General features: G+C 72.2%; 22 protein-coding genes. 15 read left to right on the forward strand and 7 right to left on the reverse strand.

Annotated elements, in window-relative coordinates; all coding sequences use genetic code 11:
- Nucleotides 1-34 precede the first annotated feature (34 nt).
- Nucleotides 35-1,492, reverse strand: a complete 1,458-nt coding sequence (locus CK206_RS08560; RefSeq protein ID WP_096906159.1) for a hypothetical protein — start codon at nt 1,490-1,492, stop codon at nt 35-37.
- A 137-nt stretch (nt 1,493-1,629) separates the two neighbouring features.
- Here CK206_RS08560 and mbhE point away from each other — a divergent pair, with 137 nt between their 5' ends.
- The 9 genes from mbhE (at nt 1,630) to CK206_RS08605 (ending at nt 11,316) form a co-directional block, all read left to right on the forward strand.
- Complete coding sequence (gene mbhE / locus CK206_RS08565; protein WP_096906160.1) at nt 1,630-4,704, forward strand: hydrogen gas-evolving membrane-bound hydrogenase subunit E; 3,075 nt, start codon at nt 1,630-1,632, stop codon at nt 4,702-4,704.
- Nucleotides 4,701-5,033 carry a sodium:proton antiporter gene (locus CK206_RS08570; protein ID WP_067716236.1) on the forward strand — a complete coding sequence of 111 codons (333 nt, stop codon included), beginning with the start codon at nt 4,701-4,703 and terminating at the stop codon, nt 5,031-5,033. The genes mbhE and CK206_RS08570 overlap by 4 nt, the downstream gene beginning before the upstream one ends.
- Nucleotides 5,030-6,622 carry a proton-conducting transporter membrane subunit gene (locus CK206_RS08575; protein WP_069390352.1) on the forward strand — a complete coding sequence of 531 codons (1,593 nt, stop codon included), beginning with the start codon at nt 5,030-5,032 and terminating at the stop codon, nt 6,620-6,622. The genes CK206_RS08570 and CK206_RS08575 overlap by 4 nt, the downstream gene beginning before the upstream one ends.
- Complete coding sequence (locus CK206_RS08580; protein ID WP_096906161.1) at nt 6,619-6,951, forward strand: Na+/H+ antiporter subunit E; 333 nt, start codon at nt 6,619-6,621, stop codon at nt 6,949-6,951. Before CK206_RS08575 ends, CK206_RS08580 begins: the two co-directional genes overlap by 4 nt.
- A complete protein-coding gene (locus CK206_RS08585) occupies nt 6,948-7,220 on the forward strand; it encodes a monovalent cation/H+ antiporter complex subunit F (protein ID WP_096906162.1) in 273 nt (90 codons plus the stop codon). The genes CK206_RS08580 and CK206_RS08585 overlap by 4 nt, the downstream gene beginning before the upstream one ends.
- A 5-nt stretch (nt 7,221-7,225) precedes the next feature.
- Entirely contained in the window at nt 7,226-7,582 is a 357-nt protein-coding gene (locus CK206_RS08590; protein WP_067716225.1) for a monovalent cation/H(+) antiporter subunit G, read from the forward strand.
- Nucleotides 7,579-8,964, forward strand: coding sequence for a magnesium transporter (mgtE, locus tag CK206_RS08595; protein WP_096906163.1), 1,386 nt, complete (start codon nt 7,579-7,581; stop codon nt 8,962-8,964). The genes CK206_RS08590 and mgtE overlap by 4 nt, the downstream gene beginning before the upstream one ends.
- A 170-nt stretch (nt 8,965-9,134) precedes the next feature.
- On the forward strand, nt 9,135-10,262 hold the full coding sequence (locus CK206_RS08600) for a TIGR03857 family LLM class F420-dependent oxidoreductase (RefSeq protein WP_096906164.1): 1,128 nt from the start codon (nt 9,135-9,137) through the stop codon (nt 10,260-10,262).
- Nucleotides 10,255-11,316, forward strand: a complete 1,062-nt coding sequence (locus tag CK206_RS08605) for a phosphotransferase family protein (protein WP_096906165.1) — start codon at nt 10,255-10,257, stop codon at nt 11,314-11,316. The genes CK206_RS08600 and CK206_RS08605 overlap by 8 nt, the downstream gene beginning before the upstream one ends.
- A 118-nt stretch (nt 11,317-11,434) precedes the next feature.
- On the opposite strand, the gene CK206_RS08610 is transcribed toward CK206_RS08605, so the two are convergent.
- A complete protein-coding gene (locus tag CK206_RS08610) occupies nt 11,435-12,961 on the reverse strand; it encodes a catalase (RefSeq protein WP_082923904.1) in 1,527 nt (508 codons plus the stop codon).
- A 69-nt stretch (nt 12,962-13,030) separates the two neighbouring features.
- A complete protein-coding gene (locus CK206_RS08615; RefSeq protein ID WP_096906166.1) occupies nt 13,031-13,471 on the reverse strand; it encodes a Fur family transcriptional regulator in 441 nt (146 codons plus the stop codon).
- Between the two features lie 211 nt (nt 13,472-13,682).
- Between CK206_RS08615 and CK206_RS08620 the strand changes: the two genes are divergently transcribed.
- Nucleotides 13,683-14,537 carry a universal stress protein gene (locus CK206_RS08620; RefSeq protein WP_067716215.1) on the forward strand — a complete coding sequence of 285 codons (855 nt, stop codon included), beginning with the start codon at nt 13,683-13,685 and terminating at the stop codon, nt 14,535-14,537.
- A 332-nt stretch (nt 14,538-14,869) separates the two neighbouring features.
- On the opposite strand, the gene CK206_RS08625 is transcribed toward CK206_RS08620, so the two are convergent.
- Complete coding sequence (locus CK206_RS08625) at nt 14,870-16,543, reverse strand: hypothetical protein (protein WP_227022415.1); 1,674 nt, start codon at nt 16,541-16,543, stop codon at nt 14,870-14,872.
- Nucleotides 16,544-16,648: 105 nt separating this feature from the next.
- Here CK206_RS08625 and CK206_RS08630 point away from each other — a divergent pair, with 105 nt between their 5' ends.
- Nucleotides 16,649-17,614 carry a class E sortase gene (locus CK206_RS08630; protein WP_096907370.1) on the forward strand — a complete coding sequence of 322 codons (966 nt, stop codon included), beginning with the start codon at nt 16,649-16,651 and terminating at the stop codon, nt 17,612-17,614.
- A 4-nt stretch (nt 17,615-17,618) separates the two neighbouring features.
- Complete coding sequence (locus CK206_RS19995) at nt 17,619-17,771, forward strand: hypothetical protein (protein WP_007628348.1); 153 nt, start codon at nt 17,619-17,621, stop codon at nt 17,769-17,771.
- Between the two features lie 57 nt (nt 17,772-17,828).
- Here the strand turns inward: CK206_RS19995 and CK206_RS08640 are convergent, their stop codons facing one another.
- Nucleotides 17,829-18,620, reverse strand: a complete 792-nt coding sequence (locus tag CK206_RS08640) for a SurA N-terminal domain-containing protein (RefSeq protein WP_254050525.1) — start codon at nt 18,618-18,620, stop codon at nt 17,829-17,831.
- A gap of 149 nt (nt 18,621-18,769) precedes the next feature.
- A complete protein-coding gene (locus CK206_RS08645) occupies nt 18,770-19,909 on the reverse strand; it encodes a hypothetical protein (protein ID WP_007628342.1) in 1,140 nt (379 codons plus the stop codon).
- Between the two features lie 106 nt (nt 19,910-20,015).
- Between CK206_RS08645 and CK206_RS08650 the strand changes: the two genes are divergently transcribed.
- The gene (locus CK206_RS08650) at nt 20,016-21,674 is read left to right on the forward strand and encodes an MFS transporter (RefSeq protein ID WP_050797136.1); all 1,659 of its coding nucleotides are present in this window, start codon (nt 20,016-20,018) and stop codon (nt 21,672-21,674) included.
- Here the strand turns inward: CK206_RS08650 and CK206_RS08655 are convergent.
- On the reverse strand, nt 21,671-23,734 hold the full coding sequence (locus tag CK206_RS08655; protein ID WP_096906167.1) for an NADPH-dependent 2,4-dienoyl-CoA reductase: 2,064 nt from the start codon (nt 23,732-23,734) through the stop codon (nt 21,671-21,673). The two genes, CK206_RS08650 and CK206_RS08655, sit on opposite strands and share 4 nt — an antisense overlap.
- 331 nt (nt 23,735-24,065) lie before the next feature.
- Between CK206_RS08655 and CK206_RS08660 the strand changes: the two genes are divergently transcribed.
- Together CK206_RS08660 and CK206_RS08665 are read left to right on the forward strand one after the other, a co-directional pair.
- Nucleotides 24,066-24,617: a CAP domain-containing protein gene (locus CK206_RS08660; RefSeq protein ID WP_007628337.1), complete on the forward strand. Its 552-nt coding sequence runs from the start codon at nt 24,066-24,068 to the stop codon at nt 24,615-24,617.
- 253 nt (nt 24,618-24,870) lie between these two features.
- Complete coding sequence (locus CK206_RS08665) at nt 24,871-25,521, forward strand: CAP domain-containing protein (protein ID WP_007628335.1); 651 nt, start codon at nt 24,871-24,873, stop codon at nt 25,519-25,521.
- Nucleotides 25,522-25,637: the final 116 nt, after the last annotated feature.

The following is a 25,637-nucleotide window of genomic DNA, read 5'->3' on the forward strand; positions in this document are numbered from 1 at the left end:
TCGGCGCGGGAGCGGGTCCGCCTCGGCGCGACGTCTACCGGCGGGCGCGGGGCCGCCCGGCGACGATCACCGCCAGAAGCGAGAACACCGCGACCGCCAGCAGGACCGCCGCGCCGGTCCAGGCGACGGAGGCGGGCCCGGACAGGAGCACGGCGTCGAGCGCCGCGGTGGCCTGCCCGGTCGTGGTCGCCGAGGTGACGGTGACGATCGCCGAGGGCGCACCGCCGGCGACCCACACCCACCACGCCGCGCCGGCCGACGCGGCGGCGAGGATCACCGCCGTGATCCGACCGGGCCACGGGCCGAGCACCGCGACGAGGGCGCGCCACAGGGCGGAGGAGGCGACGACGACGAGGGCGACGAGAGCCACGGCGGCAGTAGCCCCGCCCGCGGTGGGGCCGTCGGCGGTGGCCAGCGCCCACGCGGACAGGCTCGCGGTGAGCAGGGTCAGCGCGAGAACCGACTCGGCGATCGACGAGCCGGGCCGGCGGACGAGCTGGACGAGCAGTGCTCCGAGCATCGCTGCGGCGGCGACGCCGAGGATCCCGGCGGAGGTGCGGCGCTCGGAGTCGTCGGCGGCCGCGGCGGCCTCCAGCCCGGCGTCGCCCTGCTCGACGGCCAGGGCCCGCCCGGTCTTGCCGATGGACTCCTGGGTGCGGCCGGCGGAGTCGGCGACGCTGGCCGCACCGTCGCGGAGCGTGTCGGCTCCCGTGGCGAGCTCGCCCGCGCCGCCGGCGAGTTCGCGGGCGCCACGGGTGGCGGAGTAGACGCCGTCGCGCAGCTCGGCGCCCGGGGCGGAGAGTTGGCGGGCGAGTTCCGCCGCGCCGGAGTCGAGCTGGTCGAGGTTGCTCAGCGTGTTCTGGTCGAGGCCCTGGGTGGCCAGCTGGTCGCGGAGCCCGGTCAGGGCGTTGCGCGCCTGGACGACCTCCGGGGCGTCGCCCTGCAGCCGCGACAGGGCGTCCTCGATCGCGGTGGAGACCTGCCCCTGGATCACGGCGACCCCGCGGACCGCACCCACGACCTGACGGACGCCGCCCGCGACCTCCTCGGCCCCGGATCCGGCCTGCCCCATCCCCGCCTGCAACTGCTCCATGCCCGTGGCCAGCTCCGCGGAGCCGTCGCGCAGCTGCCCGGCACCGTCGGCGAGTTCGGCCGTCCCGGAGCGCAACTGCTCTGCTCCGGCGACCGTGAACGACGAGTTGGCCGACGCCTCCGCCAGCGCCGAACGCAGCGGCCCGCCGGCGCCGGGGGCGGCGTCCTCCTGCTGGGGGGTCGGCCCGACCACCGCCCACAGTGCGGCCAGGACGAGGGGCAGGACGATCAGCGCCAGGCCCAGCAGCCGCCGCGCGGGTCCCCCGCGGGCGGCGCCGACCTCGTGGCCCGGGGCGTCCGGCGCGTCCGGGGGGTCTGATCGAGGGGAGGTGCCGGGGTCGGTGACGGGCAGGATGTCGGTGTCCGGCGAGGTCTCAGAGGGGGCGTCCGAGGAGGTCATGGCCGGATCGTAGCCCCCTGGAACCGGTGTTCCCGCAGGTCACTCGGCATGCCCCCGCATCGGTGTCCGTGGCTGTTGATAAACTTCCGTGGAAACCTTCGCACCCCTCGCCACCCGCTGCCGCGCAGGAAGGAGCCATGAGCCCCGTCCTCGCGATCGCTGCTGCAGGTCTGGCCACCCTGCTCGCGTGGCCGCTCACACGGTGGTTGGGCCGGGGCGCGGGATGGCCGCTCGCGGCGCTCTACCTACTGGGGGCGTTCGCGCTGCTGGGGCCGCTCTCGCTGGCCCTGTCGGGGAGGCCCACCGAGGTCGTACGCATCCCCTGGGTGCCCGCCCGAGACTGGACCCTGGATCTGTTCGCGGACCCCACGGGCCTGCTCTTCGCGATGCTCGCGTTGGTGATCGGCGCGATCGTGTTGATCTATTCGTCGTCGTATCTCTCCGGCGGCGGTGACCACGGGCACGGGCGCCGACACGGTCGCGAGCGGCGCCCACAGCACTACGGCTTCTACCAGCTCATGACCCTGTTCACGGTCTCCATGCTGGGGCTCGTCCTCACGGACTCGATGGTGCTGCTGTACGTGTGCTGGGAGCTCACGTCCTTGGCGTCGTTCGCGTTGATCGCCAACTCGGGCCGCGCCGCCTACGCCGCCGCGCTGCGCACCCTCACGGTGACCGTCGTCGGTGGCCTCGTGCTGCTGGGCGCGCTCGTGGCCATGTGGTTGCGCACCGACACCACCTCCATCTCGGAGGCCCTCGCGCACGACGTGTGGTCCACCGACCCCGGCTTCACCGCAGCGATCGCGGTCGCCGTGGCGGTGGCCGCGTTCACCAAGTCCGCCCAGTTCCCGTTCCACTTCTGGCTGCCGGACGCGATGGCGGCGGCGACCCCGGTGAGCGCGTACCTGCACGCCGCGGCCGTGGTCAAGGCCGGGATCTTCCTGTTCATGCGGTTCTCCCCGGCCTTCCACGACGTGCCGGTGTGGAACGCGCTGCTCGTGTCCGTGGGCATGGGAACCGCCGTGATGGCGGCCGTGTTCGCCCTGCAGAAGACCGACCTCAAGCAGCTCATGGCCTATTCCACCGTGAGCCAGCTGGGGTGGATCACCGCGGCGATCGGCGTGGGGACGCAGGAGGCCCTCGCCGCGGCGGCGCTGCACACCGTCGCCCACGCCCTGTTCAAGTCCGGACTGTTCATGCTGGTCGGCGTGGTCGACCACGAGGCGGGGGCCCGCGACATCCGCGACCTCGGCCCGCTGTGGCGCCGTATGCCGTGGACGTTCGGCGCCACCGTGCTCGGCGCGGGCGCCATGGCCGCCGTGCCGCCCACCCTGGGATTCGTGTCCAAGGAGTCCATGCTCATCGCGTTCGGCGACGTCGCCGGCGGGAACACGGTGGCGGTGACCGCCCTGCTGACCGCCGCCGTGATCGGGGCGATCCTCACCTTCCTCTACTGCGCCCGGATCGTGCTGGGCGGCTTCCTCGGCGTCTACCGCGACCCGGCCCGGCCGGCGGCCGACCCCGGCCGGGTCCACGAGGCGCCGGTCCGGCTCTGGCTGCCCGCGGCCCTGCCCGCCGCGATCGGGTTGCCGCTGGCGCTCGTGGTCCGGGTCTTCGACGTGCCGATGTCCGCGGTCGCCGAGGCCGCGGCCGGGCCGTTCGGCTGGCCCCCGAACGAGCCGGGCACCGCCGTCGTCTACGGCACCGCTCCCGCCGGGACGATCGACGACCTGACCTACGAGGCCCACTTCGTCCTGTGGCACGGGCTGACCCTGGAGGTCGGGCTCACCGCCCTGATCCTCGTCGTCGGCGCCCTGCTGGCCTGGAAGCGCACGCCGATCGACCGCGCACTCGACCGGGAGCTGCTCCCCTTCACGGGCGCCTCCGTCCTCGAGGGCCTGACGTCGGCGGCGACGCGCGCCGGCCGCGCGCTGGTCCGTCCCACCGCGTCGGACTCCCCCGCCCGGCACGCCGGCGCCCTGCTGGCGGTACTGAGCGTCTACGCGGTCGGGATCGGCGGATGGGCCCTGGCGACGGGCAGTTCGATCCCCCCGCGCGTCGGCGGGCTCGAGAGCGCGATCGACGTCGTGTTGCTCCTCGTGGTCGCGGTGGGCGTGCTGGGACTGTGCGTCACGCACTCGCGACTGTCCGCAGCGGTTCTACTGGGTGCGGTCGGGATCGCCGTGACCATCCAGATCTTCGGCCTCGGCGCGCCCGACGTCGGCCTGACCCAGCTGCTGGTCGAGGCGCTCACGGTCATCATGTTCGTGCTGGTCCTGAGGCGCCTGCCCCGCGACTTCATCGCCGCCTCGCGCCCGAGGAACATCGCCGCCATCGTGCTGGCCGTCCTCACCGGCATCACGACCACCATCGGGGTCCTGGTCTTCACCGGGCGCCGGGAACGCTCCCCGATCGGCGTGTACCTGCTCGAGAACGGCCCCGAGATCACCGGCGGGAGCAACATCGTCAACACGATCCTCGTGGAGTTCCGCGCGCTCGACACCTTCGGCGAGGTGGCCGTGCTCGGCGTGGCCGGCATCGCGATCCTCGGCGTCCTCGGCTCGGTCCGGGCCACCGCCCAGACCATGGATCCCGGGTCCGTCCGCGAGACCCTGCCCGGTTCCGCGAAGAGCACCGGCACGGCCGCGGAGGCGTTGGAGGACGCCGCCCGCAACACCGTGCCGTTGAAGCTGCTCGCACGGGGCGTGACCCCGGTCCTCGCCGTGGTCTCCGTGATGCTGCTGTGGCGTGGCCACAACGAGCCCGGCGGCGGCTTCATCGCCGCCCTGGTGGCGGCGTGCGCGTTCGCGCTGGTCTACCTGGCCCGCGAGTCGGATCGCCCCGTGAGCCGGCCCTCCACCCCGGTCGCGCTCATCGGCGGGGGGCTGGTGGTCGCCGGACTCACCGGGATCGGCGGCTACGCGCTCGGGCAGTTCCTCCAGCCCGCCAACGGGTACTTCCTGGGCCAGCGCCTCTCCAGTGCCCTCATCTTCGACCTCGGGGTCTACGCCGGCGTCCTCGGACTGGTCATGACCGCGTTCAACACGCTCGGCGCGGGCCGCGCCCCCGCAGAGGTCGTCTCCGGCCCCGACGCGCCGGACACCGGCCGCCGGAAGTCAGGCCCGCGGAAAACCAGTGGTGGGGCCGGTACCGGCGTAACCGGGGGCACCCCGGGGACTCGTCGCGGAACCGACGAGGAGGTCGCCCGGTGACCATCGCGATCATGATCGGCGTCCTCACCGCGGGCGGCGTCTACCTGATGATGCAGCGCGGCATGGTCCGTGTCGTGTTCGGTCTCGCGCTCATCAGCCACGCGGTCAATCTCACGTTGCTCAGCGCTGGCGTGGCGGCCTGGCGGGCCGAGCCACTCGCCGACGTCAACGCAGTCGACGTGTCCGCCGACCCGCTCCCCCAGGCGTTCGTCCTCACCGCGATCGTCATCACGCTCGCGGTGACCGTGTTCATGCTCTCGCTCGCGGTGGTTAGCCGCGACGACGACACCCACAACGTCCCGCCCACCGGTGAGGAGTACGCGTCGTGACCGCCCTGCTCCTGCCCCTGCTGGCAGCCATTCCCGTGATGGCGGCCGCCGTGACGGCGATCCTGCCGTCCCGGCAGGCCGGCCGTCTCGTGGCGCTGGCGGTCCCGGCGGCCACCGCGGTCGCCGGGGTCGTGCTCCTCGTACTGCACCGGTCCGAACCGGTGATCGCCGCCTCGGTGGGCGGCTTCGTGCCGGGCGTCGCGATCCCCTTCGTCTCCGACTCGTTCGCCGCGCTCATGCTGGTCACCACCGGTGTGGTGGCGTTGATGTCCCTGGTGTTCTGTGACCAGACCGGGGAGTTCGGCCGGAGCCGCTACTTCGCCCCGCTGGCCCTGCTGCTGCTCGCCGGCGCCAACGGCGCCCTGCTCACCGGCGACCTGTTCAACCTCTTCGTCTTCGTCGAGGTCATGCTGCTGCCCTCGTACGCCCTCATCGCCATGACCGGTACGTGGCGCCGCCTCGGCGTGGGCCGGTTGTTCGTCGTGATCAACCTCCTCACCTCCACGCTGCTGCTCGCGGGCGTCGGCTTCGTGTACGGCACCGCCGGAAGCGTCAACCTCGCCGTGCTCGCGGGAGCGGCACAGGAGGACGGCCGGGTCGCCGCCGCCCTGGGTGTGGTGCTCATGGCCCTGTGCATCAAGGCCGGCGCCGTACCCGTCCACGGGTGGCTGCCCCGCGCCTACCCCGGCACCTCCGCCGGGGTCATGGCGCTGTTCTCCGCGCTGCACACCAAGGTGGCTCTCTACGCGGTCATCCGGATCTGGGCCACCGCCTTCGACCTCGATCCGGCATGGGGCCGCGTCCTGTTGGTCGTGGCGCTGGTGACCGCGCTGTGGGGTGCCGTCGCCTCGGCGTCCCCCGTCGGCGCCCGCGAGATCCTCGCCTGGCAGATGGTCTCCGGGGTCGGCGTCATCCTCGCCGCGCTGGCGGTCGCGCAGGCTCCCGGCGGCGCGATCGTCTACATGATCCACCACATGGTCACCATCGGGGCGCTCGTGATGCTGATCGGTGCCGCCGAGCACGTCTACCGCAGCGGGCAGCTGGGCGGGCTGTCGGGCCTCTGGTACCGCGAACGTCCGCTGGGGGTGCTGCTGGTGCTCGCCATCGCGGCCCTCGTCGGACTGCCGCCCACCTCGGGGCTGACCGGCAAACTCGAGGTCGTGACCGCCGCCCTGGGGACGGGTGGCGCATGGGGAGTCGCCACCGTCGTCGTCGTCCTGGTCTCCTCCCTCATCGGGCTCGTGGCCATGCTCCGGTTGTGGCGCGGCATCATGTGGGGCGGACCCGCGCCCCGTCCCGGCGATGACGACGGTGACAGCGACGAGCGCCAGCAGTGGGTTGACGAGCACGGCGACGACGATGACGACGACGACAACGACGTTCGCCCGTCTCCGCGCGTGCCGGCGCGCCTGCTCGTGCCCGGGGGCGTACTCGCGGCCCTGTCGGTGGCCATCTTCCTGGGGTACGGGGCGATCGCCCCGGAGGTGGACCGGGCGGTGGCCGGCCTCGTCGATACCGACGCCTACGTCTCGGCCGTGCTCGACGGCCCCGATGCGATGACGGACTCGACGATCGGGGGACGCTCGTGATCCGTCGGGCACTCCGCGCCCCGGTCGTCCTGGGGTGGTTGTTGTGGAACGTCGTGCTGTCGTCGTTGGCCCTGGCCAAGGAGGCCGTCACCCCCGGGCCGATCGGCACCCCGGTGCTGGTGCGCTACCCCATGCGCTGCCGCACCGACGTGGAGATCACGGCCCTGGCCTGGGCGATCACCGTCACACCGGGAACACTGGTGACGGTCATCGGTGACGACGAGATGTGGGTCCACGTCGTGCTCGGCGGGCCCCGTCAGGAGATGATCGAGTTGCTCGGTCGGACCGAGGACCGGGTGCTGTCCGTTCTGCGAGGTGATGACCGATGAGCTCACTGTTGACGGTGCTGCTGGCCGTGTCGACCGTGATCGTCGTCGCGAGCATGGTGGTGGCGGCGGTCCGCGCGGTACGTGGACCGGGCGACGCCAACCGTGCCGTCATGGCCGATCTGAGTTACTTCTGCGCGGTGGCACTGTTCGTGTTGTTCGTGATCCGTCAGGGATCTGCGGTGGCACTGGACGTGGTGATGCTCGGATCGCTCATTGGTGTGCTCTCGACCGTCGCCCTCGCGCGGTTGCTCTCCCGAGGACAGCGGTGACGGGGATGGAGGGCTCGATGATCGCGGACCTGGTGATCGGTGTACTGGCGCTGCTCGGGTCGCTGTGCTTCCTGGTGGCCGCTGTGACGATGTCCCGGGCCGGCGACGCGCTGACCCGGATCAACATCCTGTCCGTGGCGACCGGCCTGGGGATGATGCTGTTCATCTTCTCGGCCTACGGGCACGAGCTGAGATCCGGGTTCTCCTGGGCGCAGCTGCTCATGGCGTTGGTGGCCCTGGGAGCGACGGTGGTGGTGACGACGGTCGCCTCCATGACGCTCGCCCGCGCCGCCTACCGGGCAGACGGCAGACTCGACCCGTTGACCGCGTATGACGACATCGCCGAGGAGACCGGGACATGACCGGGCCGGGTGACGCGCGCGACGGCCGGGACCAGACCCTGCGTGATCCGGCCGACGCCGCCCGACGGATCGATTCCCTGATCGACAGCGGCGACCTGCGCACGGCCTCCGACATGGTCGAGGAGATGCCGCCCTGGCTGATCGTCGACGTCCTCGAGCGCAGCGGCGCCAAGGACCGGGCCGTGCTGTTCCGGTTGCTGTCCAAGGGCACCGCGCTGGTGGTCTTCGAGGCCCTCGACCCGCCGCTGCAGTCCGAGCTGATCCGCGCGCTGCACACGGACCGCGTCAGCCAGATCTTCACCGACCTCGACCCCGACGACCGGGCCGGGCTGATCGACGAACTCCCGGCGCGCGTGGCCACCCGGCTCATGCGGGAACTCGACCACGACGAGCAGGCCCTCACCGCAGCGGTGCTCGACTACCCGGTCGGCTCGGTCGGTCGGCGGATGAGCCCGGAGTTCATCTCCACCCACCCCGACGTCACCGCCGGCGAGACCCTCGACCGTGTGCGCCAGCGGATCGACGAGGCCGAGACGATCTACGGCATCCCCGTCACTGACGACCAGCGGCGCCTGGTGGGCATCGTCGGTCTGCGCGCGATCATGCGTGCCGCGCCGGAGACGGCGGTCCGCGATCTGATGAACGACGCGATCACCGCGCGGGCACGCGAGTCCGCCGAGACCGCCGCGCGCAGGTCCGCGGAGGAGCGCCTCATCGTGATGCCGGTCGTCGACGACGAGGGCCGGCTGGTCGGGATCCTCACCTTCGACGACGCCCTCCGGATCCTCGAGGACGCCGAGACCGAGGACACCGCGCGCGCCGGTGGTGCGGAACCGCTGCGCGCGCCCTACCTCGCGACCCCGGTGCGATCGCTGGTGCGGTCGCGCGTGGTGTGGCTGCTGGTCCTCGCCCTCGGCGCCGCGCTCACCGTCCAGGTGCTCGAGGTGTTCGAGGGGACGATCGAGCAGGTGGTGGCACTGTCACTGTTCGTGCCGCTCATCATCGGCACCGGCGGCAACACCGGAAACCAGGCGGCCACCACGGTGACCCGCGCGCTCGCGCTGGGGGACGTGCGTCCCCGGGATGGGCTGCGCGTACTGGCCCAGGAGGTGCGGACGGGGTTCACGCTGGGTCTGGTCCTCGGCGGGGTCGGGGCGCTGGCCGCGGGACTGATCTACGGCACCGATCTGGGACTCGTGATCGGGTTGACGCTGCTGGTGTTGTGCACCGTCGCGGCGACCGTGGGCGGTCTGATGCCGCTCCTCGCGCAGGCCGTCCGCGCCGACCCGGCCGTCTTCTCCAACCCGTTCATCACGACGTTCGTCGACGCCACCGGGTTGATCGTCTACTTCCTCATCGCGCGGGCGGTCCTGGGCCTGTAGGCCGAACTCCCCGGTGTGCTGCGGTGCGCTGCGGTGCGACGCCGACCCGCGACACCGTAGGGCGACCGTGCCGACGGAGCGCGGGAACCGCCGCTGCCGGACACCACGTGGCGTTACGGTGACACATGTCACATCCGGTTCGTCCGGAGTCCCTCGCCCCGAAGGTGCCCATGGCCGACGACGCCGCCCGACCGCCTGCCGCTCCCCCCGCCCTCATGCCCGAGCTCGCCTGCTACGGGCTGGCCGGACACAGCGCCTCCCCGGCGGATCTCATCGCCGAAGCCGCGCGGGCCGAGGAGCTGGGCCTGGGGTCCATCCTGCTGTCCGAGAGGTTCGCGCTCAAGGACGCCGCGGTGATGGCGGGCGCGGCGGTGGCGGCGACCTCCCGGATCGGAGTGGGCACCGCCGCGACCAACCACAACACCCGCCACCCGCTGGTGACCGCGACCATGGCGACGACCCTGCACCGGATGTCCGGCGGGCGCTACGCCTTCGGACTGGGCCGGGGCATCTCCCTGCTCTTCGACATCATGGGCCTGCCGCACGTGACGTCGGCGCAGCTCGAGGACGCGATCGGTATCTACCGCACGCTGTGGGGCGGCGGGGCGGTGGTCGGTCACGACGGCCCGGCCGGCAGCTACCCGTACCTGATGCAGGACGCGTCGTTCGACGAGGACATCCCGGTGCTGATGATGGCGATGGGCGACAACCAGCTGCGGCTGGCCGGGCGGATCGCCGACGGCGTCGTGCTCCACACCTTCATGTCGGATGCGGCGGTGCAGCGCTGCGTCCGCCTGGTCCGGGAGTCCGCGGAGCAGGCCGGCCGCGACCCCGCGGGCGTGCGGATCTGGTCGGTGATGGCGACCATCGAGGACTCGCTCGACGAGACGGCCCGGTTGCGCAAGCTCGTCGGGCGATTGGCCACCTACCTCACCGGCTACGGCGATGTCCTGGTGCGGGTGAACGGGTGGGACCGGGCGGAGCTCGAGGCGTTCCGCGCGGACGAGCGACTGTCCTCCCATTCCGGCGCGCTCGACGCCACCGACGATCTCGACCTTCTGCGCCATGCCCGCGAGGTCCTGCCCGACGCGTGGCTCGCCACGGCCGCCGTCGGCAGCGCCGCGCAGTGCGCCGACCGGATCGAGGGCCAGCTCGCGCTCGGCGCCGACTCGGTGGTCCTGCACGGTGCCACTCCCGACGAGCTCGCCCCGGTGCTCACCGAGTGGCGCGGGCGCCGGGACCCCGACCGCTTCGCCCACCTCGAGCCCAATCCCGGAAGGATCTCCCGTCATGACTAGTGTCGCGTCGAACCCGCAGGTGGTCTGTACGCCGGAGGAGGTCACCGCGCCGTGGCTGTCGCAGGCCCTGGGCACCGAGGTCCGGTCGGTGCGGACGGAGCTGGTCGGCACCGGTCAGATCGGATGCGGCCTGCTCGCCCACGTCGACGGCGACGGGCTCCCGCCGACGCTGTTCGTGAAACTGCCGAACCCCGACGAGGGCATGCGGCCGCTGTTGCACGGCGTGTACCGGACCGAGGTGCTGTTCTATCGTGACCTCGCGCCGACCGTGGCCGTGCGGGTCCCGCGGGTCCGGTTCGCCGCACTCGGCGAGCGGGAGGGCGAGTTCACGCTCATCCTCGACGACGTCACCCCGCTCGTCCAGGGCGACCAGCTCGCCGGGCTGACGATCGACCAGGCCCGCGACTGCGCCGTCAACCTCGCAGGACTCCACGGACCGCGCTGGTGCGACCCCACGCTCCGGAGCATCGAGGGCCTCGCGGCGCCGACGGTCGAGGACAACGTCACTCTCCAGGAGCTCGGCGGGCCGGCGCTGGAGGCGTTCCTCTCCGAACTCGGGGGAAGACTCGACGACGACGAGCGCCGCATCATGGCGGAGATCGCCCCGCTGATCGCCCGGTGGGCCAACGGGCGGGCCGAGCGGTTCGCGCTCCTGCACGCCGACTACCGGGCCGACAACATGCTGGTGGACCCGGCCGGGAACCGTCCCTCGCTGGCCTGCGACTGGCAGACGCTCGCGGTGGGCCTGCCCGGGCGTGACCTGGGCGGGTTCCTCGGTTCGAGCCTCACCGTGGACGACCGGCGGGCAGCCGAGCGCGACATCGTGGCGGACTACCACCGGGCCCTGCTGGATCACGGTGTCACCGACTATTCCGCCGACGCCTGTTGGGACGACTACGTCTACGGCCTGCTGCAGACGCCGGTGCTGGGGATCTTCGGCTGGATGTACGGCACCCGGACGGATCGGGGTGACGAGATGTTCGCCCTGCTGATGCGGCGGGCGTGCCGCGCCATCGCGGATCACGACGCGCTGGCGATGGCCCGGGCCGGTTGACCGACGACGACACAACGAAATCCGCTACCCCGCCCCCGGATTCGCTAGTCCAATCGGAGTAGCGAATCCGTAGGGGGAGTAGCGGATGTCGGCCTGCTACTGGCCGGCTACCGGGGTGTCACTCCTGCAGCGTGTGGTTGCCGCGGGGGCTCGCCTCGACGCCTGCCTTGACGGCCTCGCAGAGGCCCTGGTCGACGGCGGCCCAGTAGGCATAGACGCGGTCGAGCAGCTCGGTCTCCGACGGGTCGATCGCCGAGACGTGACCGGCGATGTTGGCCGCCAGCCGCTCGCGGGCGGCGTCGTCGAGGACCTCGCGGTACAGGATTGAGGCCTGGACCGAGTCGGTGTCCTCGGCGTGCGGGCTCACGTCGCCGCGGTGGATGTCCGAGCCCTTGGTGTCCCAGGCGCCGATGTCGAACGCCTTGGACGCGTCGGCGGTCGGACCACCCAGCGAGTTGGGGTGGTACTCGGCCTGCGCGGGGTGCGGGTACTCGTACTGCATGGCGCCCTCCTTGGAGTAGGAGTTCACCGGAGACAGCGGACGGTTGACCGGCACCTGCTGGTAGTTGGCGCCGATGCGGTAGCGCTGGATGTCCGGGTAGGCGAAGACGCGGCCGAGCAGCATCTTGTCGGGCGAGAAGCCGATGCCCTTGACGATGTTGGTCGGCGCGAACGCGGCCTGCTCGATCTGCGCGTGGTGGTTCTGCGGGTTGCGGTTCAGCGTCATGGTGCCGACCTTGCGCAGCGGGTAGTCCTTCTGCGACCACGTCTTGGTGAGGTCGAAGGGGTTGTACTTGTACCCGTCCGCCTCGTCGACCGGCATGACCTGGACGTGAAGGTCCCAGGACGGGAAGTCACCGTTCTTGATGGACTCGAACAGGTCCTGACGGTGGTAGTCGGCGTTCTCGCCGGCCAACTTGTCGGCCTCGGCCTGCGTGAGGAAGTCGATGCCCTGGTTGGTCTTGAAGTGGAACTTGACCCAGTGGCGGACGCCGGCGGCGTTGATGAACTGGTAGGTGTGCGAGCCGAACCCGTCCATGTGGCGCCAGGTCTTGGGGATGCCGCGGTCGCCCATGAGCCAGGTCACCTGGTGGGTGGACTCGGGGCTCAGGGTCCAGAAGTCCCACTGCATGGCGTGGTTGCGCAGGCCGGAGGCGTTCTTGCGGCGCTGCGAGTGGATGAAGTCCGGGAACTTCATCGCATCGCGGATGAAGAAGATCGGCGTGTTGTTGCCGACCATGTCGTAGTTGCCCTCTTCGGTGTAGAACTTCAGGGCGAAGCCACGCGGGTCGCGCCAGGTGTCCGGGCTGCCCTTCTCACCGGCGACGGTGGAGAAGCGGGCGAGCATCGGGGTCTTGACGCCCTTCTGGAACAGGCCGGCGCAGGTGATGTCCGAGATGTCCTCGGTGGTCTCGAACTCGCCGAACGCGCCCGAGCCCTTGGCGTGGGGCAGGCGCTCCGGGACGTTCTCCCGGTTGAAGTGGGCGAGCTTCTCGATGAGGTGGAAGTCGTGGATCGGCTGCGGACCCTGCGGGCCGACCTGGGCGCTGAACTCGTCGTGCGGGACGGGCTGGCCACTGTCGGTGGTGGTGTGGGAGTTCGGCTGGAAGTCGCGCACGCCGCGGTCTGCGGGATGAATGGTCACGTCAGTTGCTCCTCGAGATGGGGTGTGGAGTAGAAGGTGCGGAGTAGTGGTGTGGTCCAGGCCTCAGTATCAGACAAGCGAGGCCTGCCCTGCCTGGCATTCGGGGCAAGTTCCCCAGTAGTTGACCTCTGCTTCGTCGATCTCGAAGCCGTGGTCCCGGTCGGCGGTGAGGCAGGGGGCGTGTCCGACCGCGCATTCGACGTCCTCGATGCGCCCACACTTCCGGCACACGAGGTGGTGGTGGTTGTCCCCCGTCCGACGCTCGTACAGCGCCGGGGAGCCGGCGGGTTCGATGCGGCGCATGAGGCCGACGTCGGTGCACACGCGCAGCGCGTCGTAGACGGTCTGCGTGGACACCGCGCCCAGCCGTTCCCTGACGAGAGCCGCGACGTCCTCCGCCGCGATGTGGGGACGACCGGCGACGACGGCGAGGACCGCCAGCCGCGGCGAAGTGACCCTCAGCCCGGCATCGCGGAGCACTGCCCCCTGGTCCTCGGTTGCTGTCGTCATGGGCATCACCCTAGCCCACTTTCTGGAACAGGTCCAGAAAACGAGGGGCTCTGTTCTAGGAATCCCATCGGCCGACCCGGCACGCGTCCGGGGTCCGCGGAGCACGGGCGACCGTCAACGGGCTGCGACTAGGCTGGACCCGGACCCCGGATCGCCGTCACCGCACCGCGGCGGCCCTGACCGCGTGCCCCCGAACCTGCAGGAGGAACCCATGTCGGAGACCACCACCGGACCGGTCGTGTGCGGGTACGACGGTTCGCGTGACGCCCGCAGAGCCGTGGCCTGGGCGGCCGCCTGGGCCCGCGACCACGGCACGTCACTCGAGGTGATCTCCGCCGACCGGGCGGTGGGCCGCGTCGTGGCGTTCGACGAGACCGCCCGCGCGAACGTCGAGGGCGCGATGCGCGACCAGCTCGCCGACCTCACCGCCGACGTGCCGACCACCCACCGGGTGATCGCGGACAGTCCCGTCAGCGCGCTGGTCGGGGTCGGCCGCGACGCCTCGGCGATCGTCGTGGGCAGCCGCGGCCTCACCGCGCGCGAGGACTTCGCGATGGGGTCGACCTCCGCCGGCGTCGTCGAGCACGCGACCTGCCCGGTCCTCGTCATCACCCCGCGGACGCCCGAGAGCCCCACCGGGGGCCCGGTCGTCCTGGCCGCCGACGGTTCGGCGGCGAGTGACCCCGCCGTGGCGTTCGCGTTCGCCGAGGCCGAGCGCCGGGGTGTCACCCTGCGCGCCGTGCACTCGGTGGAGGTGCCCAGATTGCCGGGCACGTCACTGTTCGACCTCGATCAGCTGGCCGAGAGCGTGCTCGCCGAGGACGAGAAGGACATCCTCGACTCCCTCGCCCCGCACGAGGCCCGCCACCCGGAGGTCAGCGTCGAGCTCATCCTCGTCGTCGGCGAGCCCGCCGTCACGGTCGCTGACGAGGCCACGGGGGCGTCACTGCTGGTCACCGGCTCGCGTGGCCACGGCGGATTCGCCGGATTGCTGCTCGGGTCGGTCAGCCGCCGCCTGCTCCAGACAGCGCCGTGCGCGGTCGCGGTCGTCCGCCCCGCCGACTGACCCCCGCCGCCTGACCCACCCACCGCCTGATTCGCGCGCCTGACCCACGCACCGGCTGACCCCACCCACCACCTGACCCACGCACCGCCTGACCCGCGCGCCTGACCCGCGCACCGCCTGCCCCCACCCGCCGACAAGAGGATTTCGCGTGTATCGCCCGAGAGCGGCCGCGCGTTTTCCTCTTGTCGGCGGCAGGGTCGGCTTGTCGGCGGCAGGGTCGGCTTGTCGGCGGCAGGGTCGGCTTGTCGGCGGGTGCGCGGGTGCGCGGGTGGGCGGGAAGACAGTTCGGCGCGGGTGGGCGGGCGTGCGTTGCAGCGGTCGCGCGATCGGCGTCAGGCGGGGCCGATGCGGAGCATGCGCGTGAGGGTGGGTTGCCACTTCACGCCGGGCGCGTCGCCGCGGGAGGCGATGGTGCCGGTGAGCTCCATCGGTTCGTCCAGCGGGGCGTGGCCGAGGAAGCTGCGGGCCACCTCGCGGCCGGTCTCCACGTCGGTCGAGGTCACGTCGACGGGCCCGAACTTCTGCGCGAGCCCCTGATCGAGCGCCGAGGCGAGCCCCGGGTCGGTCGCGGAGCCGGGCGCGGACAGCACGCGGGGCGGGCCGTAGGCCAGCGCGTGGATCTGCCCGTCGCCGGTGGTGAGCTTGGGCAGGGACGCCGTCCGGGCCAGCGAGGTCCACGCACGCGAGCACGCGTCGTCTCCGGCGCCGACGCCGACGCTGACGCCGTCCGGTCCCCCGGCCCCGTCGGCCCGCACGTCGATTCGGGTCATCCCACCCGTGTACGGAGCCGACGAGGGCACCGCGGGACCGTCGACGGCGAACGGCGGGTATTCGAACCCGTACGTGTTGACCAGCACCAGCGCGTTTCCGGTCGCGATGATCGAGTTCTCGGTGCCCGCGGGCCCGTCGATGAGGACCCCGTCGGCGGCGGCCGAGTCGGGCCGCAGGGTCGTGGCGAACGCGGGCATCCGGCACACCTGCGACCCGTCGTCGCGACGCAGGACGATCAGCTCGGGGTGCTCGGCGTCGTCGGTGATCGCCACGAGCGAGTCACCGGGCCCGAAGTAGGTGGGCGTGGTCCCCGACCCGTGCGCGAGCAGGCCCGGTTTCCGCGCCTGCCCCACCGCGTAGCCGCGCCGCCAGCGCACGCTGGGGGTCCCGTCCTCGGAGCTGTCGATCTCGTAGAGGGCGCGGGTGGTGATCACCGACGCGCCGCCGGGCCGGACCGTCAGCCCGTTGGTGATCTTCTCCCCTGCCGGCAGGGCGAGACTGCGGAGCTCGTCGTCGTCGCCCCCGGGCCGCACGGTCCCCACCACCCCGCCGGAGGTGGCGAACCACACCCGCCCGTCGAAGGCGGGCATGAGGCCGGTGACCGCGTCACCGGCCGGGACGGCCCGGGAGAGATCGGCCAGGACGTCGACCGTCATGCGCCACGGGCCGGCGTCGGTGCGTTCGTGCCCGACGGCCAACAGCCTGCGGTTGCCGTCCGCGACCACCACCCGGTCCTGCTCGTCGAGGTATCCGTAGACCCCGCCGAGCAGCGCCCCCTTGGCCAACTGCACCTCCGCCAGCACTGCCGCGGTGTCGGGATGGAACAACTTGACCGTCGGCGCGAGCGGGGTGGGCGGGGCGAGTCCGACGTACGAGGTGCACAGGGCGACCGGGAAGCCGTCGGTGCCGACGAAGACGGTCGAGCAGGTGGCTCCGGTGAGTGCTGACGCGACTGCCGGGTTCGTGCCGGGACCGCGGCCGGGCAGGGTGTCGGTCGAGGCCGCGTCACCGTGGACGGTGGCCGTGCCCGCGGGGCCGAGCCCGGGCGGGGAGGCCGCCTGCGGCGCGGCGACGGCAAGCGTCGACGGTGCTTGCGCGGTGGCAGGGGCGGGCAGCAGGGCCGCGCCGGTGCCGAGGCCGACGACCAACGCCGCAGCCGTGACCGCCCGGGCGGCCGAGACCCTCCGGGCAACCCGGACCGCGGCCGCCGGGTGCTTCCGTCTCATCGAGCGCATGGGGTTGATTCCATCACCGCCGGCGCTGCGGTGTCCCCGGATCCCGTCGTGAGACCATTCCATCGTGGCGCCGAGGCACGGGCTTGCACCGGGGTGGTCGAGCGGATGAGCCGACCCCCCGCCCCGTCGCGCACACCGGCCCGCAGCGCAGCCGGCGACTCCCGCCGCGAGCCCGGCAAGCCCCGCCGCGCGCCGGGCGTCGGCCAGATCCTCGGCGAACTGCTGCTCACCGTGGGCGTGGTACTGCTGCTGTACGTGTTCTACGAGGCGTTCTGGACGAACCTCGCCTCCGGGCGACTGCAGGCGGAGGCCGCCGCCGGGCTCGAGGAGAAGTGGAGCGACGGCCCCGTCCCCGACGCGAGTGGCCCCGACGCGGCCGGTCGGCCCGCCGGCGATCCGGTCCCGCCGCCCGTGCCGACGCTCGGCGACCCCTTCGCCCGGATCCACCTGCCGACGCTCGGCCCAGACGCGGTCTACGCGGTGGTGGAGGGGACGCGCGCCGAGGACCTGCGCACCGGGCCGGGCCACTACCCCGGGACCCAGCTGCCCGGCGAACCGGGCAACGCCGCGCTCGCGGGCCACCGCAACGGCTCCGGCGCCGTCTTCGAGCACCTCGACCGGCTGGACTCGTGCGACGCGATCGTCATCGAGACCGAGACGCAGTGGCAGACCTACCGGCTCCTGCCGGTGCAGCCCGGGGGCGCGGATCGGCTCGCGGCCGCCCGCGAGTGCCTCACCCCGCGGCAGACCGACCGCGTCGCCGTCGGCGACTACGCCCACGTCGCGGGCCGGCACATCACGACCCCCGACGCGGTCGAGGTGATCGCCCCGGTGCCCGGTGCGGCAGGCGCAGAGGGCGAGGCGGGCGCAGCGGGCGCAGCGGGCGCAGCGGGCGCAGCGGGCGCAGCGGGCGCGGCGGGCGCGGACGACGCGACCGAGGCCCCCGAGCGCCTGCTCACCCTGACCACCTGCCACCCGATGTACTCCAACGCCGAGCGGCTCATCGTGCACGCCGCCCTCGTGGAGACCACCGCGAAGACCGACGGCCGCCCGGCCGCCCTGGAGGAGTGAGCCGATGTACGCCTACCTGTGGCGATCCCTGCCCGGCCCGCGGCCGGTCAGGGTCGCGCTCGTCCTCATCCTGCTGGCGGCCGTGTTCCTGCTGCTCATGGAGGTCGTGTTCCCGTGGGTGGCGCAGCAGCTGCCGCACACCGACGTCACCGTATAGACAGAACCGCCGCGCAGTCGCCGTGACCGTGGCGGCGACGTCACCGCGGCGGGCCCCCTAGATGTGGACGGTCACGTCCGCATCCGCGCGGAGCTTCTGCGACAGCTCCTCCATCGCGCCGGCCTCCTGCTCGGCCCGCACCTGCTCCTCGACCTGACCGCGGACCTGCTCCAGCGGCGGCAGCCCGCCACCGCCGGCCTCACCGCCGCCGGACATCGCCTGCTGCTGCGCGACCTGCTCGTAGGCGGCCTGCACCTCGGCCTCGGTCACCTCGAACTCCCCGTACTCGTCGGTGATCAGCTTCTGGACGCGCAACTGCTTGTCGATCTGGTCCAGCACGGCCGCGCGGTCCAGGCCCTGCCCGCCCATCGCCTCGACGAACTCGTCGGTGCTGACCTGGTTGCGCTCGGCGAACACGGCCAACTCGGCCTGGATCTCCTCATCGGAAACCTCGATCCCCCGAGTGCCGGCCTCCTGCGTGAGCAGTTCGGTGCCGATCAACCCGTCGGTGGTCAGCTCCTTGAGCTGGGCCTCGTCGACGGGCTGGCCGGACATCTGGGCCTGCATGCTCATCTGCTGGTACTGGTTCTCGAACACCGACAGGAACTCGTCGCGTGAGATCTCGGTGCCGTTCACCTCGGCCACCGGGTCGGGGATGTCGGAGGTGTCGGGCCCGTCCGCGGACTGCTCGCCCTCCTGCCCGGGCTCAGCTGCCTGTTCGGACTGCTCGGCTGCTGCCTGCGTCTGGGCGGCGCCGCCCTCGTCGTCGTCGCCCCCGGCGCCGCACCCCGCGACCACCAGTACGAGTCCTGCGGCGGCGACCGCCGACCTCCACGTTCGTGTGCGCACTCGATCTCCTGACGTTGACGTGTGCGTGAAGCCGCGACGCTACACATCCGAGTTGAGCGGGAGCTGTGCACGAGACGCCAGCGGGTGCGGGCAGCGCGCCGTCACGCGCCGCCCGCACCCACGTCGGCGTCGGGGGCCGGCGTCGGGGGTCAGAATCGGAGGATCGCGCCCTCCGCCACGTCCTTCGGCAGGGAGTCCACCACGACCACCGATCCGGACGTGGCCAGGACCTGACCGACCGCGGTGTCCAGATCGTCGGGGCCGTGCTCGGCGGTGCAGCGACGACGGGTGAGCAGCAGCGTGTCGACGCGTCCCTCGCGGGCGGCGTGCAGGATGTCCGACCCGCCGCCTGCCAGCGCGCGACCGGCGCCGATCGCGTCACCGAAGCGTTCCGCGACCGCGTCGGACTGCCGTTGCATCGCCGGCCGGACCACCGCCCACGCGCGCTCGTGCAATTCGGCGGGCGACAGGGCGTCCGGGTTGCCGGCGGCCACCTCGTCCACCAGGTGTTCGTAGTTCAGGTACCCGCGGAACTGCGGGAGGTGCTCGGTCACCGCCGCCAGGACGACGGGCCGCCGATCGTTGGGGCGCAGCGCCTCCTGCAGCCCCTTCGCGATCTGCCGCAGGAACTTCTCCCGCTGCACGTCCCCGACCTCGGCGCCCGTGCCGTGACTGTGCACCATCCCCCCGCCGGCTCTGTTCGCCCCGGGGCCGGCGCCGGCGGCCCCGCTGAACCGCTGCTGCTGGTGCGAGGGCGGCTGGATATCGCCGGCCATGTCGTCGATCGAGGACGGGATCGAGCCCAGGTCGAGCTCGCGGATAGTCGAGGCGGTGCCCTCGAGGAGGCGGACCTTGTTCTGGCTGCCCGCGAGGACCAGGAACTCGCCGTCACCGACCGCGGCCGGCACGATCGGCCGGACGGCGAACCGGTCGCTCACGTGGACCGCCTCGGCGACGTCCGTGGACAGGCGGTACGCGCGCCAGAACCCCTTCGACGCGAACAGCGCGAGACCGTCGGACAGGCGCTGCCAGTACGCGTCCTCCTCCAACAGGGCGACCAGCGGGCCGAGGATCTCGTCGGACTCCTCCTGGGCCACGCCGTGCGCCTTGAGTCGGGTCTCGGCGTCCTTGATGAGCGACTTGGCGCGGATGGGGTTCTCGCGGACCTCTGCCCCGGCCCGGGCCGTGGGCAGGAAGATCGACACGGCCCGGCCGCTGGTGGTGCCCAGCTCGGCGAGGTCGGTCAAGGGGATCGGATCGACTTCTGCGGTGCGGGTGACATCAGCCATGACCCGACGCTACTGACCGCAGCGGCGCACGGGTAGGTCGTGACAGGGTTGTTGCGCGCCCGTGACCGTCGGGCCCGGGGCGTCCGCCGTGGATACCATCGCGGAAGTGACCGATGCGCCCGTGACCCCCGCGACGACCCGGCCGGTCAGCACCGCCCGGGTCCTCACCACCCTGATGGTCCCGATGTTCATGGCGCTGCTCGCGCTGTCGGTGATCAACGTGGCGCTGCCGGTGATCGGCACCGCCCTGGACTCGGACTCGCGGGGACTGCAGTGGGTGGTGTCCGGGTACGCGCTGGCGTTCGGGCTGCTGCTCGTGCCGTCGGGGCGGCTGGGCGACGCCACCGGACGCAAGCGCCTTTTCCTGGCGGGCGTGGCGGTCTTCGTGGGCGGTGCGGTGGTCGCCGGGTCCGCCCAGTCGATCGAGATGCTCAACCTGGCGCGCCTCATCCAGGGCGTGGGGTCGGGGATGCTCAACCCGCAGACGTTCGGCCTCATCCAGAAGTACTTCCGGGGTGGGGCGCGGGCGCGCGCGTTCGCCACGCTGGCCACGACGGTCTCCATCGCCACCGCGTCGGGGCCGCTGGTCGGCGGGTTGCTCATCGAGGTCCTCGGCGATGACCTCGGGTGGCGCGCGATGTTCCTGGTCAACGTGCCGCTCGGCGCGTTGGCGCTGGTGCTGGGCTGGCGCTGGTTGCCCGACGACCGCCGCCTCCCGCCGGGCGAGGCGGGGCCCGACGTCGGTGGGTCCGCCGCGCGTGCCGGCGACATGGCGCGCCTGTCCGCGGAGCGCGGCGGCGACGCCGAGCAGGGTGACGGCGATGTGCACGGTGACGGCGCCGAACGTGGTGACGGGCCGGGGCACGACGACGACGAGGCCGGCCGCGCCTCCAGGATCGCCGCCGCCGTGAACGCAGGGCTGCCCAGGCCGCGGCACCGGGGCCGGCGGACGCGCCTGGACCTCGACCCGGTCGGCATCGTCCTGCTCGGCGTCGCGGTGCTGTCCCTGATGCTGCCCTTCCTGACCCGTGGCGGCAGCCCCGCCCTGTGGGCGCTGGTTCCGGTCGGGCTGGGCCTCATGGCCGCCTTCGCGTGGTGGGAGCGGCGCTACGAGCGGATCGGGCGGCCGCCGCTGGTCAACCCCGACATCTTCCGCGACCCGGCGTTCCGCAACGGCATGATCATCGTGTCCATCTATTTCGTGGGCGGCACGAGCCTGTGGATCGTCATGCCGATGTACCTGCAGTTCCACCTGGGCTACGCGCCCATCGACTCGGCGTTCATCAGCCTGCCCGCCTCGGTCCTCGCCGCCATCTCGGCCCAGGTCGCGGGACGGTTCGTGCTCCGACTCGGGCGGCGGATGGTCATCGGCGGTTTCTGCCTCACCATCACCGCGCTGCTGACGTTCATCCTGCTCGCGGGCGTCGTGGAGTCCGGTGCGGTGAGCTACCTGATCTTCATGGCCCCCGCCGCGATGATGGGCACCGCGCAGGGCATGACCATCTCCCCCAACCAGACGCTCACCCTGCGCGCGGTGGACCCCGAGTACGGCGGGGTCGCCGGCAGCATCATCTCGCTGGGCCAGCGCATGGGCACCGCGGTGGGCACGGCGATGGTGCCGGGCGTGTTGTTCTGGATCGTCGAGACCCAGGACGACTGGCTGCTTGCGTTCCGGGTGGCGCTCGGGCTGATCGCCGCGCTGGCCGCGGGCGCGTTGGCGTTCAGCATCGTCGACCGCCGCCGCGAGGTGCGCTGCGGTTCCTAGAGGGCTGCCGCGAGCTCCACTCCCTGCTTGATCGCGCGCTTGGCGTCGAGCTCGGCGGCCACGTCCGCGCCGCCGATCACGTGGACCCGTCCGTTCACCCCGCCGCCCAGCTGATCGGCCACCCCCACCAGGTCGCGCACCGATTCCTGGCCCGCGCACACCACGACCGAGTCCACACGCACGAGCTGCGGACGGCCGTCGGCGTCGAGGATGTGCAGCCCGTCGTCGTCGACCTTCACGTAGGTCACCCCGGTGTGCTTCCGCACGCCGCCGGCCTCGAGCTCGGCGCGGTGCACCCAGCCGGTGGTCTTGCCCAGGCCCCGGCCGATGCGGGAGGTCTTGCGCTGGAGCAGGTGCACCTCGTGGGCCGGTTCGGCGTGCACGGCCGTGCCCAGTCCCGCGCGCTCGAGCGCCGGATCGGTCACGCCCCAGTGGCGCCGCCACGCCTCCACATCCGTGGAGTGGCCGCTCGGTTCGCGGCCGTCGACGGCGATCCCGGGCCCGCCGGCCAGCAGGAACTGCGAGACGTCCACGCCGATGCCACCGGCACCGATCACCGCGACCCGGCGGCCGGGGGTCCGCGTGCCGGTGAGCAGCTCGGGATAGGTCATGACCATGGGGTGGTCGGCGCCGGGGATCGTGATCTCGCGCGGCCGCACCCCGGTGGCGATCACCACGTGGTCGAAGCCCGCGAGATCGTCCGGGTGGGCGCGGCGGCCGAGGTGCACCGGCACGCCGAGGACGTCCAGGCGCCGGCTGAAATAGGCGATCGACGCCGCGAACTCCTCCTTGCCCGGCACGCGCATCGCGTAGCGGAACTGCCCGCCGAGCTCGTCCTCCGCCTCGAAGACCTCCACCGCGAGTCCGCGGGACGCGGCGGCCTCGGCGCACGCCAGCCCCGCGGGTCCCGCGCCGACCACCGCCACCCGCCGCCGGGTGGGGGCCACGGTGAGCAGGAGCTCGGTTTCGCGGCCGGCGCGCGGATTGACCAGGCAGGAGGCACGCTTGTTGGCGAAGGTGTGATCGAGGCAGGCCTGGTTGCAGGCGATGCAGATGTTGATCTCGTCGGCCCGCCCCTCGGCGACCTTGGCGGCGAACGCCGGGTCCGCCAGGAGCGGCCGCGCCATGGACACCAGGTCCGCCTGACCGCGGGCGATGATCTGCTCCGCGATGTCCGGGGTGTTGATGCGGTTGGACGCGATCACCGGGACACCGACGGTCTGCTTGAGCCGGGCCGTGAGGTCGACGAACGCGGCCCGCGGCACGGAGGTGACGATGGTGGGGATGCGGGACTCGTGCCAGCCGATGCCGGTGTTGAACACGTCGACACCAACGGCCTCGAGGCGCTGCGCGAGTTCGGCGGTCTCCTCCCACGACTGGCCGCCGTCGACCAGGTCGAGCAGGCTGATCCGGTACTGCAGCAGGAAGTCGCGGCCCACCTCGGCGCGGATGCGGCGCACGATCTCCTCTCCGAACCGCATCCGCCTGCTCGCGGTGCCGCCCCACGAGTCGGTGCGGTCGTTGGTCCGGGCGGCGAGGAACTGGTTGATGAGGTAGCCCTCCGAGCCCATGATCTCGATGCCGTCATACCCCGCGCGCCGGGCCAGGCGGGCGGCCCGGACCCAGTCGTCGATCGTCCGCTCGACACCCCGGGCGCTCAGGGCGCGCGCTCTGAACATGCTGATCGGCGACTTGGTCGACGCGGCCGAGCGGACGAACGGCTGGTATCCGTAGCGGCCGGCGTGGAGGACCTGCAGGAGGATGTGGGCGCCCTCGGCATGGACGGCGTCAGTGAGGCCGCGGTGCTTGTCGGCCATCCGGCGCGAGGCCATCATCGACCCGGCCGGCAGCAGCCACCCCTCCACGTTGGGCGAGTACCCGCCGGTGACCATGAGGGCGGCCCCGCCGCGCGCCCTCTCGGCGAAGTAGGCGGTGAGCTCGGGCAGGTGCTTCGAGCGGTCCTCCAACCCGGTGTGCATGGACCCCATGACCACGCGGTTGCGCAGGGTGAGATGCCCGACGGCGAGGGGACTGAGGAGGTGAGAGTGACTGTGGCCCATGGGGGCTGATTCTGCCCGGTATCCGGTCGCCCGACCCCGCGGTAGAGGAATTTTCGCTCACCGGGGCGTCCGGACCGGCGTGGCGATGCGGGCCGATCAGGGGCACGCCCGAACATCGATCCGGAGGCGTCGCACGCCTTACTGGACGAATGTCTGTGTGACGAGTCAGCAACCTGGGCGCCTGACCTGCAGTTTTGAGGGTGCACAAAATTGTGTCGCGGGGGTCGATAATGCGGCGATCTCGAAGAACTGACCTTATCCTCAGATTCGTGGCTTCCCTCGGTCACATGTCCTCCCCCGACGTTCCCCCAACCCCTCAGGAATCCCCTCAATGCGAACCATCGTCAGGCGGCGCATCGGCGCCGTCGCCGCCGCTGCCGCCACCTTCCTCGCCCTGGCCGCCCCCGTCACCGCCGCCCAGTCGCTCCAGTTCACCGTGGGCGCGCCCGCCCCCTGTGAGCAGGCGACCCCGGCGGAGACCGAGCAGGTGATCGCGGACATCCACGAGTACACCAACCGCGAGCGCGTCTCCCGCGGCCTCAACCCCGTCACGCGCCTCGCCAGCCTGGACCGGATCGCCCAGGACTGGAGCGAACAGATGGCCAGCGTGGACGCCATGACGCACAATCCGCAGATCAAGGCCCTGATGGCGGCAACCTACGACGGAACGCCGCTCAGCGACGGCAAGTGGACCAGTTACGGCGAGAACGTGCTGCAGAACTGGTGCGGCGCCTCGGGCGAGGCGCTCGTCCAGCAGTGGATGAACTCGCTTCCGCACCGCCTCAACCTACTCAACCCGGTGCACACCCACCTCGGTGTGGGCGTGGAGGTCGCCGACAGCCGGAAGCTGTACTCCACCCAGAACTTCGCCCGACTGACCTGACCCCCGCGGCCCCCTCGGTCGTCGCCCCCTCCTACGGCGCCCCCACCCCCGGTCCACACCGGCGGCGGGGGCGCCGTCGTCTCGGCGCCCACTCGCGCGCGGGCATACGAATGGGAATCGCGTCGGTGTAACGCATGTGACTAGAGTGACGACAGAGGCAGGAGTGAACTGGCTCGGGCGACACCGTCCGATCCGGCACACGCTCCACACGCAGGCCGCGGCGCGAGCCGCAGCCCGAGGAAAGGACCATCGCGTGCGTCATCCCCTTCGTTCCGCCGTCGCCACCGGCGCGGCCGCCCTCCTGCTCGCCTCCGGCACGGGCACGGCCGCCGCGCAGGGCTCACTGGAGCTCGCGTTGCCGTTCTTCGCCACCATCCCCGGCTTGGCCTCCCTCGCCCCGGACGCTCCCGGGGCACCCTCCGCCCCGGTGGCCGACCCGGCCGCCGCGGCCGCGGACGATCTGCTGCCCGAGGAGATCAGGCTGATGGCGTTCGAGGGCAGCGTGGTGGCCGCCGTCAACGAGGCCCGCCTCGTGGTGGGCGCCGACCGGCTCATCACCGACCCCCGACTCGAAGCGTCAGCCCGCGAGCGGGCCGCCCAGCTCGCCGCGGGCGACCCCACGACCGGCGAGGTGACCGTCCCCGCCGATGCACGGGTCGACGCTGACACCGACACCCCTGACGCCGCTGCCCCCGGCGCGGACTCGGACGTGGACCCGGCCGGCGACCGCACCGTTCTCGCGCTGCCCGCCGGCGCGACCCCGCAGAAGGCGCTCTCGGCCCTGCTCTCCGACACCGGCATGCGCGATCGGATGCTCGACGGCCGGTTCGTCCGGGTGGGCGTGGGCGTGGCCACCGCCGAGGACGGCACCGTGCACGTGGTGCAGGACTTCGCCCGCGACTGACTGCCGGACGATCGTCCAGCGGGGGTGGGGTGGATAACGCCCCTCCCCTGCTCACGGTGGTTACGGGGTGATGACGGCTGGCTTAGGGCTGGAGCCGGTTCCTACCGTTGCGCTCG

This window comes from Dietzia sp. WMMA184 (genome assembly GCF_002441635.1).
In the GTDB taxonomy this organism is placed as follows: domain Bacteria; phylum Actinomycetota; class Actinomycetes; order Mycobacteriales; family Mycobacteriaceae; genus Dietzia; species Dietzia kunjamensis.